9 protein-coding genes are annotated in these 12,059 nt (G+C 29.8%); 6 read left to right on the plus strand and 3 right to left on the minus strand.

Features of this window, described 5'->3' with window-relative positions; genetic code table 11:
* Positions 1-29 precede the first annotated feature (29 nt).
* Positions 30-1,274 carry an NADH-quinone oxidoreductase subunit D gene (locus J3U20_RS04250; RefSeq protein WP_160541763.1) on the plus strand — a complete coding sequence of 415 codons (1,245 nt, stop codon included), beginning with the start codon at positions 30-32 and terminating at the stop codon, positions 1,272-1,274.
* A gap of 362 nt (positions 1,275-1,636) precedes the next feature.
* Positions 1,637-3,031: a DUF6056 family protein gene (locus J3U20_RS04255; RefSeq protein WP_160541764.1), complete on the plus strand. Its 1,395-nt coding sequence runs from the start codon at positions 1,637-1,639 to the stop codon at positions 3,029-3,031.
* A gap of 22 nt (positions 3,032-3,053) precedes the next feature.
* Here J3U20_RS04255 and J3U20_RS04260 read toward each other — a convergent pair whose 3' ends face one another.
* Positions 3,054-3,728 (minus strand): hypothetical protein, encoded by a 675-nt coding sequence (locus tag J3U20_RS04260; RefSeq protein WP_160541765.1) that lies wholly within the window; start codon positions 3,726-3,728, stop codon positions 3,054-3,056.
* A gap of 13 nt (positions 3,729-3,741) precedes the next feature.
* The gene (locus J3U20_RS04265) at positions 3,742-4,059 is read right to left on the minus strand and encodes a YbjQ family protein (RefSeq protein WP_160541766.1); all 318 of its coding nucleotides are present in this window, start codon (positions 4,057-4,059) and stop codon (positions 3,742-3,744) included.
* Positions 4,060-4,328: 269 nt separating this feature from the next.
* On the opposite strand from J3U20_RS04265, the gene J3U20_RS04270 reads away from it, so the two are divergent.
* Positions 4,329-6,374 (plus strand): S9 family peptidase, encoded by a 2,046-nt coding sequence (locus J3U20_RS04270; RefSeq protein WP_160541767.1) that lies wholly within the window; start codon positions 4,329-4,331, stop codon positions 6,372-6,374.
* 205 nt (positions 6,375-6,579) lie between these two features.
* On the opposite strand, the gene J3U20_RS04275 is transcribed toward J3U20_RS04270, so the two are convergent.
* A complete protein-coding gene (locus tag J3U20_RS04275; RefSeq protein ID WP_105296706.1) occupies positions 6,580-7,557 on the minus strand; it encodes a polyprenyl synthetase family protein in 978 nt (325 codons plus the stop codon).
* A 262-nt stretch (positions 7,558-7,819) separates the two neighbouring features.
* Here J3U20_RS04275 and J3U20_RS04280 point away from each other — a divergent pair, with 262 nt between their 5' ends.
* Genes J3U20_RS04280 through bamA form a run of 3 tightly spaced genes read left to right on the plus strand, consistent with a single transcriptional unit; the run spans position 7,820 to position 12,032 of the window.
* Positions 7,820-8,686 carry a DUF6089 family protein gene (locus tag J3U20_RS04280; protein ID WP_160541768.1) on the plus strand — a complete coding sequence of 289 codons (867 nt, stop codon included), beginning with the start codon at positions 7,820-7,822 and terminating at the stop codon, positions 8,684-8,686.
* 13 nt (positions 8,687-8,699) lie between these two features.
* On the plus strand, positions 8,700-9,449 hold the full coding sequence (locus J3U20_RS04285) for an isoprenyl transferase (RefSeq protein ID WP_160541769.1): 750 nt from the start codon (positions 8,700-8,702) through the stop codon (positions 9,447-9,449).
* Positions 9,450-9,467: 18 nt separating this feature from the next.
* Positions 9,468-12,032 (plus strand): outer membrane protein assembly factor BamA, encoded by a 2,565-nt coding sequence (gene bamA / locus J3U20_RS04290; protein ID WP_160541770.1) that lies wholly within the window; start codon positions 9,468-9,470, stop codon positions 12,030-12,032.
* Positions 12,033-12,059 lie beyond the last annotated feature (27 nt).

Genomic DNA, 12,059 nt, shown 5'->3' on the forward strand with positions numbered 1-12,059 from the left:
TAGTAAATTAAAAAAGTTAGAATTAAAAAATGTCTAAACAAAAAAATATAAGTGATTTGGTCGATTTATCCAATACGGTGGACAAATACATTGTTAAGGAACAAGTCGATGGAGAATTACAAAAAATAAATTTAGGACCAACACACCCATCTACCCATGGTATTTTTGAAAATAAAATATTAATGGATGGGGAAAGGATTGTTTCAGCAAAATCAACCGTTGGATATATTCACCGTGCATTTGAAAAAATCTCTGAAAGAAGAACATATTCTCAAATAACCACCTTAACCGATAGACTTAATTATTGCTCTTCTCCCATAAATAATATGGGATGGCATATGACCATGGAAAAATTTTTGGGCGTGAAAGTATCCAAAAAGATTGATTATATGCGTATCATTATTATGGAGTTGGCAAGAATTGCGGATCATTTGGTTTGCGATTCAGTAATGGGAGTTGATACAGGTGCTTTAACCGGATTTACTTATGTATTTCAGGATAGAGAAAAGATATATGACCTCTATGAACAGGTTTGCGGAGCTCGAATGACTACCAATATTGGAAGAATTGGAGGGTTTGAGCGTGATTTTAGTCCAAAATTCCATCAATTAATAAAAGAATTTATTGCAGAATTTCCAAAAAGATTGGAAGAATTCGCTAAATTATTGGAAAGAAATCGAATCTTTATGGACCGTACGATCGGGGTAGGAGGTATTTCCGCTGAAAGAGCATTGAATTATGGATTTACCGGTCCTAACTTACGTGCAGCAGGGGTAGACTATGATGTGAGAGTCATGAGCCCTTATTCTTCTTATGATGACTTTGATTTTATTATTCCTATTGGGACATCTGGAGATGCTTACGATCGATTTATGGTACGTTTGCAAGAAATGAGAGAAAGTTTCAAATTGGTTAAAAATGCTTATGAAAATTTACCTGAAGGAAATTATCATGTAGAGGTTCCCGAATATTATCTACCGGATAAACCGGATGTTTATACCAGTATGGAAGCTCTTATCTATCATTTTAAAATTATCATGGGAGAAACAGATATTCCTACCGGTGAAGTTTTCCATTCAGTTGAAGGAGGTAATGGTGAATTAGGATTTTATATGGTTAGTGACGGAGGGAGAAGTCCTTATAGATTGCATTTTAGAAGACCTTGCTTTATTTACTATCAAGCCTATCCGGAATTGATCAAAGACCAAATGCTGTCTGATGCTATTATTACGTTAGGAAGTTTAAACGTAATTGCTGGTGAACTGGATGCATAAAAATTACTCAATACAAAATTGAATTAATATAAATAAAAAAACTCTCATTTTTGAGAGTTTTTTTATTTTGAAATAATTGACATTGTAATTTAATGTTTTATAATTATAATTTTAATAATTGCTCGAAGATACTTTGTTAATAAAAAATAATAACATTATGTGTAATAATATTTATTGAATTATAGCTTAATAGATATTAAATGTTTGTTTTTATGGGTTAATAGTAATTTAATTTTTACTAATATTTTATTATAATATAAATACTAATTAATTTTTATATATATTTCAATATGGGACAAATTTATTTATTTTTAGTTTAAATTTAATAATTTTGCGGGGTATATAGCGTGTAAGCATAATTTATGAAATCAACCTTCCCCTACAAATTTTTTAATTGGAGTATTATAATATTATTTTTAGCAACTTTATTTCCCTTATTACTTTTAAGTTTTTATTCAGAACCGATCCTTGATGATTATGTATATGCCATTAAACTTTTATCGAGATCTTTTTTTGACGTACAAGTTTATGAATATATGTATTGGGGTAGTAGGTATACAGCGACCGGAATATTAATTACTAATCCAATTTATTTTGGATGGTTTGGGGGATATCATGTACTTTCATTCTTAATGATATTTTTATTTGTCTTGGGATCATATTTTATGTTTTATCAGATTTCAAGAAATAAAAAAATCACAGTGGTTTTAATGGCTGCATTTTGCTTTACCTATTTTTTTATGTTACCGGATATAACCTCGGCTTTTTACTGGTTGGCGGGTTCAGCTACTTATAATTTAGGTAACATTCTTTCTTTATTTTTTATAGGAAGCATAATAAAGGCAAAAAAATGCGATAATTATTTTTATAAGATCATTGTTTTTGTATTAGTATTTTTAATTATTGGATGCAATGAAATATCCATGATCTATATAGATGTTTTTATTTTCCTATTGTTCGTCTATTCATATTTTAATAATAAGAAAATCGATGTATTATATTTGTCATTGTTTATTTTTGCGGGGGCATTAACATTGCTCATTTTTGCATCGCCCGGAAACCAACTCAGGTCTTCATCAACAATTGCTCATCATTTGTCTTTGTCTCAATGTATTTTAAAAACTATAAAAAAGTCAATAACGATCATTGTAAGATATTTCATATTAGTTTTTATAATTCAACTTTTAGTATTATTTAATATAAGGGAATGGCTAAAAAAAAGAAATTTTTCATATTTAAAACATTCAATAGCATTTTTTATATTTCTTTTACTAGCTGTTTTATTTTTAGGTTCTTTTCCAAGTTTATGGTCCGTTGGTTTTTTTCCGCCTTTGCGAACGGTAAATGTGATTTTCTTTGAAATGTTAATCTTCTCCATGATTATAGCACATAAAATAGTTATAATGCCGTATTTCGATACTATTAATATTTCACCCTATTTTTTAGTAGTAATCTTATTTGTAACTATTTTTAGTTATGTATTTGCTGTTCAAGATAAGAAAGTTTATGATTTAACAAATAATCTATATCATTCTTATAAAGACATAGTAAGCGGTGATATGATAAAATATAAAAAAGAAATGGAGGAAAGGTATGAATTTATACGCAATTCTAAAGAAGATACAATCTATGTTAAGCCTATTAAGATTAAACCAGAAACTATTTTTAGAAGTGATTTAAAGGAAACTAATGACCATTTTTATAACAAAAATATGGCAAATTTCTTTGGTAAAAGTGCAATAATACTTAGAAAATAAAAATCCTTAAAATGGTGGATAATCAAAAATGAATTTTCATGTAATTTATAAACAGCGTTCGATATAATTCATTATTTTCATCAAGAGGTACAAACTTATAAATAATCATATGTTCAGAATCTAATTTATATAAATAAAAGCTATCTTGAATCGGGTTATATTGAGAATTTATACATTTTTTTAAAAATTTATCCGTTTTATTTTTCGGAAAAGTTATTTCGGATGGTTCAGAAACAGATTCAGTAGTTAGAATTCCACTTTTTTTATTTAAGTTAAAACATCCTGTATATGTATTTGTAGAAGATACAGGCTTTTTTATAAATAAATGAGTAAAATAGTTGAACTCTAATGTTTCATTAATTTCATATTTTTCCCATTCTTCGAAATTTTTTCCCGAAAAATCCGAAACAGATTTTAAAATCCAGGCTCCGTGTAAATCTTTTATTTTAAATTTTTTCTGAGTTCTTTTTTTAAAATATTGTAAAACATCTTCACGTACCTCATAATTAAATTGATAGGGATTAGCTTCCATTTCAAAGACTGTCCCTGAAGCAAGATCCTTAAAACTTCTTTTAATATATTTTCCGCTAGTATCTTTTTTTATTTCAAACAGTACAGTAACATTTTCTTGATCTATTTCCATTTGGGAATAGCTATAAACGCTCCACAAAAGAAAAAATAGTAAAATAACTTTCATAAATAATATGATTTTAAATTACAACTGCAGTGCCACAGATCGAAACCATCAACATACTGCCTTTAGCTCCTAAGGCTTCATAATCAATATGAATACCAATTACAGCGTTAGCTCCTAAAAGAATTGCTTTTTCTTCCAATTCTTTCAATGCGGTTTGTTTAGCTTCAACCAATACTTTTTCATAAGCGTTAGATCGGCCACCGAAAAAATCTGTAAGATTAGCCTTAAAATCCTTAATAAAATTAGCACCAATTATAGTTTCTCCGGTTACAATTCCTTTGTACTCTTTGATTGAAGATCCTTCAATAGAGTTAGTTGTAGTTAAAATCATTGATTATTAAATTTAAATGATAAAAAAGTAAATATAAATATATTCTTATAATTTGAATGCATAGTCACATAAATTACCAATTTATACGTATGAAGTTTAGAAAAAATTTCTAGCCCAATGAGATAAGTTGATTGTTAAATTAATGACAATTAGTTATAAATACAATAGATATATTTCAATTAAAAAAACGCTTTTAAATAAAAAGACTAATATAATTGATTTTCTATAGTATTACCCTTATTTTTGATGTTTATATAAATAAAGTATTTATGAAGGCACCGGTAGCAAAAAAAATTCCTAAAAAATTAATTACTCATAACGATATTCGAATTGATAATTATTATTGGCTTAATGATAGAGAAAACCCTGAAGTAATAAAATATTTGGAGGAAGAAAATGCTTATACAAAAGAGCAGATGAAATCTACCGATTTATTGCAAAAAAAATTATTTGAGGAAATGAAGTCCAGGATAAAAGAAGATGATGAGTCCGTTCCCTATAAATTTAATCAATATTGGTATACCACCAAATACATAAAAGGAGGAGAATATCCTCTCTATATAAGAAAAAAGGACTCTTTAGAAGCCAAAGAAGAAATCATGTTTGATGTCAATGAGATGGCCAAAGGACATAAATTTTACCAAATTGGAAGTGTTAGCGTTAGTCCGGATAATACCATGGCTTGTTATTCAGTTGATACAGTGAGTCGAAGAATATATACCATTCAAATAAAAAATTTGGTAACCGGCGAAATACTTTCCGATGAATTAAAAGATACCACAGGAAATGTAGTATGGGCCAATGATAACCGAACCATTTTTTATTCTGTACAAGATCCTAAAACTTTACGTTCATCTAAAATATATAAACATATTTTAGGAACTTCTCAAGAGGAAGACCTTTTGATCTTTGAAGAACATGACGAAACATTTAATGTCTATGTCACCAAAACTAAATCCTTACAATACATTGTAATAGCCTCCGGAAGTACTTTAACAGATGAATATAGATTTATTCCTGCCGATCATCCCGAAGCTGAATGGAAAATATTTCAAGAAAGGATCAGGGGATTGGAATATTCCTTTGATCATTTTGAAGGATTTTTTTATATACTTACGAACAAAGACGGGGCAACTAATTTTAAATTAATGAAAACCCCTATATCGGATACTTCAATTGATAATTGGATTGAAGTAATACCACACAATGAGGAAATTTTATTGGAGGGTTTTGAGCTATTTAAAAATTATTTAGTAACCGAAGAACGAGAAAGAGGGTTGACTCATATAAAAATTAAGAGTTGGGATAATTCAATTAATTATGAGATACCTTTCGAAGAAGAAGTTTATACAGTAGGAACTTCTGTAAACAGAGATTTCGATACGGATACTATCAGATATCGTTATACTTCAATGACTACCCCATGGAGCGATATTGATTTTAATATGCGCACCAAAGAAAAAAAGGTTTTAAAAGAGCAAGAAGTTTTGAGTAATTTTAATAAAGATAACTATGTTACTAAAAGAATTTGGGTTCAAGCTCGAGACGGAGTACAAATCCCTTTGTCTTTAGTAATGAAGAAAGATACTCAGCCATCTAAAAATACCCCTTTGTTATTGTATGCTTATGGATCCTATGGATATTCAATGGATGCAACATTTAGCTCCATACGGTTATCCTTGTTAGATCGTGGCTTTATTTATGTAATTGCTCACGTGAGAGGTGGAGAAGATTTAGGAAGGCCTTGGTATGAAAATGGAAAAATGTTAAAAAAGAAAAACACATTTTACGATTTTATAGACTGTGCTGAATATTTAATCAAAAAAGAATATACATCGTCTAATCATTTATATGCCAATGGAGGTAGTGCCGGTGGATTATTAATAGGAGCAGTTATTAACTATGCCCCCAAACTATTTCATGGAGTAGTGGCAGATGTACCGTTTGTAGATGTAGTTACAACTATGTTAGATGACAGTATTCCTTTAACGACGGGAGAATACGATGAATGGGGTAATCCGAATCAACTAGAATACTATAATTATATGAAATCGTATTCACCCTATGATAATGTTGAAAATAAAGAATATCCCAATATGTTGGTAACAACCGGTTTACATGATTCTCAAGTACAATACTGGGAACCGGCCAAATGGGTGGCAAAACTCAGAGATATGAAAACAGATTCTAACCTTTTATTACTTCAAACAAATATGGATGCAGGGCATGGAGGATCTAGCGGACGTTTTGAATCCTTAAAAGAAGTAGCCTTAGAATATGCCTTTTATTTATATTTAGAAAATAAATTAAACTAGTAAATGACTTTAGGAAATTTGAAAAATGATTAAATCATTTTTTAAATTTCCTTACCTAATTCCAATATAATTTTTTTATAGATATTTATATATAGGCGAGTCGTAAATATAAGTTTACTTATAGGTAAAAAATAATTAATAAATAATTTTTTGGATTTTACTAATATGAAAATAATTGCAAATTGAAGAAATAAGTAGAGGTAATTTAGTGTTTTCTTTCAATAACGTATTTAAGCATCAATTCCAACGAATCTCTATTTTCATTTTTTGGAAAATTAACTAAAATATCGAGCGCTTTTTGCTTATATTCATTCATCTTATCAATCGTATAATTAATCCCCCCGTTTTCCTTTACAAATTTGATTATTTCAGCAACTCTTTTTTTATCTTTATTGTGATTTTTAATGGAATTTATCAACCATTTTTTATTCTCTTTACTTGCGTTGTTAAGCACATAAATTAATGGAAGCGTCATTTTTCTTTCTTGAATATCAATACCGACCGGTTTCCCGATTAAATTAGTACTTGTATAATCAAACAAATCATCTTTTATTTGAAATGCAATTCCGGTATATTCTCCAAAAAGGCGAAGTTTTTCGGCATTTTCATCCGAAGCATAGGTAGAACGTGCTCCGGATTCACAACACGCAGATATTAATACAGCTGTTTTTTGACGTATAATTTCGAAATAGACCTCTTCCGTAATATCGAGTTTTCTACTTTTTTCCAATTGCAGCAGTTCTCCCTCAGACATTTCTCGTATAGTTCTGGAAATAATAGATAATAAATCAAAATCTTGATTATCAGTAGCTAATAATACACTTTTCGATAGAAGATAATCGCCCACTAAAACAGCAATTTTATTTTTCCATAAAGCATTTATTGAAAAAAAACCTCGTCTCATGTAGCTTTCATCTACTACATCGTCATGAACAAGTGTGGCAGTATGGATAAGTTCGATCAATGAAGCTGCTCGATATGTTTTATCCGTTACAGTACCGGTAAGCTTAGCAGTTAAAAAAACAAACATAGGGCGCATTTGCTTACCTTTTCTTCTAACTATAAACTGGGTGATTCTATCCAATAAGGGAACTTTACTTTTCATGGATTCATAGAACCTTTTTTCGAAAAGCTTCATTTCATCAGCTATTGGAATTTTAATTTGTTCAGTAACTTTGGACATTAGGTTTCAAAAATAATCAAATTTTACATATTTTAATTTGAAATTTCCATTTTATTTTATAAAGAAGGGGTAAAAAGATAATTAAAATAAAGGTTATATACTAAAAATAAGTTAATAACAAAATAAAGAGTATAAACATAAAAAGAATTATTATCTTTGTTGCTTGAGAAGATACATAATATTGCAGAGGATAATGCAACAAAATGACTTTATTTCACGTTTAAAGCAATTATGCAATTACGTGAAATAATATTAAATTAAAATGAAAAAAGTTTTCTTACTGGTTATTCTGATTTGTACTTGTTGTTTAATGCATATAAAAGCTCAACGTAATGAAGTAGGAATATCTATTGGAAGAGCCAATATAATTGGTGATATAGGTAAAACCGATTATATTGAAATATTTCCTATGGATAGGTATAGAATTCCAATTTCTCTAGGAGTACTTTATAGGTATAATTTAGATAATAGACAAAGTTTACGTTTAAATTTAATTTATAACCGAGTCTATTTTGACGATGAGAAAGCAAGTGAAGATTATAGATTTAAAAGAAAAATATCAGGAAGTAATACCATTTTTGAAACCTCAGTTTTATTTGAATATTATTTCTTTGATATCAATGATATAAAATATTCAGGTTCTTCTCCATATATATTTGCCGGAGTGGGCGGATATGGGTTTTATGACAGGAAATATACAATCAATCATACGAGAGCTAAAAATTATGATGGTTCTTACAGGGATCCTTTAAATTTTCAGGATTTTGTAACAGAAGAAAATTATAAGAAATCTATGAAATTCGATTTTAATATTCCTTTTGGCGTGGGATATAAATTTAAAATTAAATACGATTGGTTATTATCTCTTGAAATAGGAGCAAGATATACATTCCAGGATAATCTTGATTATAGTTCTATAAAAAACAAAAATATAACTATAAACATAGATCCTCAATTAAACAATATAAGTACTGTAGACCCTAAACTTAAGGATGAGATAAATAGAAGAAATGCTAAAATCATAGGAAAACATCAAACAGGTAATACATATAAAAGTAACGATTGGTATTTAATATGGGGGATAAATCTTACTTACACATTTGGAAGACCTCCATGTTATTGTTATTAAATTATAATTATTAATGTCTAAAAAAGATATATTTATAGAAGAAAATAAAATGCCTAAACACGTTGCCATTATTATGGATGGTAATGGAAGATGGGCTAAAAAAAGAGGTATGATTCGTAGTCTTGGCCATCAAAATGCTATTAAAGCAGTTCGAGAGGCGATTGAATTTTGTGATGAAGCAAATATTCCTTACCTTACCTTATATGCTTTTTCAACAGAAAATTGGAATAGACCCATTTTAGAAGTGAATTCTTTGATGAGTCTATTGATTAACACTATAAAAAAAGAGACAAAAAAATTAAAAGAAAAAGGTATTAGAGTTAAAGTTATCGGCAATATTGATAAATTTCCAACTAACGTCCGAGAGGAATTAATCCTGCTTACCACAGATACATGCAATAATCAAAGGGGCACATTGACATTGGCATTAAGTTATGGGGCTAAAAATGAAATTCTCGATGCTGCCAAAAAAATTGCTCTGGATTATTCAAATAACGAAATATCTTTGGAACAATTAAATGAAGATACCTTTAATCAATATTTATATACAAACGATCTACCGGATGTAGATCTTCTCATTAGAACGAGTGGAGAGCAAAGAATAAGTAATTTTTTACTTTGGCAAATAGCATATGCAGAATTATATTTTACAGATACATTATGGCCTGATTTTAATAAAGAAGAATTTTTAAAAGCATTAGATTTTTATCAGAGCAGAGAAAGAAGATTCGGGAAAATAAGTGAACAAATAAAAGTAAAGTAAAAGAAGTAAAAAGTGTACATGAAGAAATTATTAGCGGCCGTTTTATTCTCAGTAAACATATTTATATTTGGTCAGGTTGCAGACAGTGTTCAAATATCACCACAAGAACCAAAGGCTGATGTTCAAAAAGATATAGACCCTATTAAAAAAGACGATTCTGCTTTACGTATTAAAGAAATCAAAATTACCGGAACCGATAAATATTCTAAGAATCAAATCATGAGGTATACGGGGTTGTATGAAGGAGATTTTGTGGAAATACCGGGAATGCAAATTAACACGGCAGTCAAAAAACTTTGGGATTCTAAGCTTTTCGCTAACGTAGAAATTTTTTTAACTAAAGTAATCAACAATGAGGTGTACCTTCGTATAAATTTGGTAGCACTTCCGGATTTAGGTACTGTAAAATTTCATGGAATTAGTAAATCTAAAGGCGAAAAGTTGATAAAAGACAATGGTCTTAAAACAAAGGCTAAAATTACCGATGATCTGCGTTCTAAACTTCAAAACTCCATAAGAAATGAATATACAGACAAAGGATTTCCGGATGCCAAAGCAATAATAAAAGAATCGACCAATCCAACAGATCCTAACTTAGTCAATTGGAATGTAACCATAGATAAAGGTCCTAGAGTTAAAGTTAAAACAATTAAAATAGAAGGAACTAAAGTATTAAAAGCTTCAACCGTCAGATCAAGAGCTTTCAAAAATACTAAACAAAAAAGATTTTATCGCTTTTGGAAGAAATCAAAATATGTTCCTGAAAAATACCTGGAAGATTTAAATAGAGTTGTTGAAACTTTTCAATCGTACGGTTTTAGAGATGCGAAAATAACTTCAGATACTGTACTCAGAGCCAATAAAAAGAATTTTGATATAGATGTTCATGTATCAGAAGGAAAAAGATATTATCTGGGAAATGTAACTTTCTCAGGAAATTCTGCATATTCTAGTGAGACACTTTCAAAAGTTATCGGATATAAAAAAGGAGAACCCTATGATGCAGTAGGTTTCAATAAAAAAGTATCAGGATCAGAAAAAAACGATGATATTTCAACACTATATTATAATAACGGTTATGTTTTTGCCAATGTAGTTCCCATTGAAAAAGCAGTTAGAAATGATACGATAGATATAGAAATTAAAATAAGAGAAGGAGAACAAGCTTATTGGGACAAAGTTACTTTCTCAGGAAATACCAAAACCCATGATCACGTGATCCAACGATCATTGAGTACAAGACCCGGAGATCTTTTCTCAAAAGAAGATATACAAAGAACCATTATGGAATTAGCCCAAATGGGATACTTTGAAGCACAGACTTTGCGTCCTGATATTACACCTAATGTTGAAACTCGTACGGTAGACGTTAATTATAAATTAGAAGAAAAGGGAACAAACAGTCAAATAGAATTACAAGGAGGTTATGGAGGAAATCGTTTTATTGGAACTTTAGGTTTAACTTTTGGAAATTTCTCATTTAATGATTTTTTCAAGAAAAAAGCTTGGAAACCTATTCCTTCCGGTGATGGACAAAGTATATCTTTAAGAGCCCAAGCAGGAAGTAATTATCAGAATTACAGCATTTCATTCACAGAACCATGGATTACAGGTAAAAGGCCTACTTCCATGACTGTTTCTCTTTACAGCACGATATTGAATTATAATAACTATTATGCAGAAGGAAGAAACAAACTAAATATATATGGAGGTCAAGTCGGTTTAACCACTCGTTTAAATTGGCCGGATAATTATTTCAGGCTTTCCTATGGTATCAATTATCAATTATACTCTTTTAGAAATTATCCGTTTAATATAGCTGATGAAAATGCCTTAGGATATACAACATGGGATAATGGAGAAAGTAACAATTTCAGTTTTTATGCAAGTTTAGGTAGATATTCAGCAGGATTTGATCCTATATTCCCGACAATGGGTTCTGAATTTGAGCTTTCAGTGAAATTTACTCCCCCATATTCCGCATTTAACAATGAAGATTACAGCAAAAAAACCGATAAGGAAAAATACAAATGGCTGGAATATTATAAAATAAAGATGAAAGCCTATTGGTATCAGGAATTAGTAGGTAAATTTGTTTTAAAAGCAGGTGGAGAATTCGGATTTTTAAGTAATTATAATTCTAAAGTAGGAATTCCTCCTTTTGAAAGATTCTATTTAGGAGGAACCGGGCTATATGGAAATAGATTTGATGGTAGAGAAATTATCCCTTTACGTGGGTATAGAGATGCTACATCCTTCGGAGGAGTTTCCGGTGAAGACATTACCCCATTAGGAGGGGGTACCTCATATTCAAGGTTTATGTTGGAATTGCGTTATCCGGTATTATTAGGAGGAGCTACGAAAATTTATGCATTAACATTTGCGGAAGGAGGAAATACTTGGAGCAATAATAAATCATTTAATCCGTTTGAGCTAAAAAGATCTGCCGGTTTTGGTATTAGAATTTTTATGCCACAATTCGGAATGTTAGGTTTTGATTTTGCTAAAGGATTTGATTCAACCATTAATTCAAACAGTGCCAATGGATGGGAAACCCATTTCATATTTGGTCAACAATTTTAGATGATTTTTGCTTATATTGAATTATAA

The sequence above is a fragment of the Apibacter sp. B3919 genome (assembly GCF_026537405.1).
GTDB lineage: Bacteria > Bacteroidota > Bacteroidia > Flavobacteriales > Weeksellaceae > Apibacter.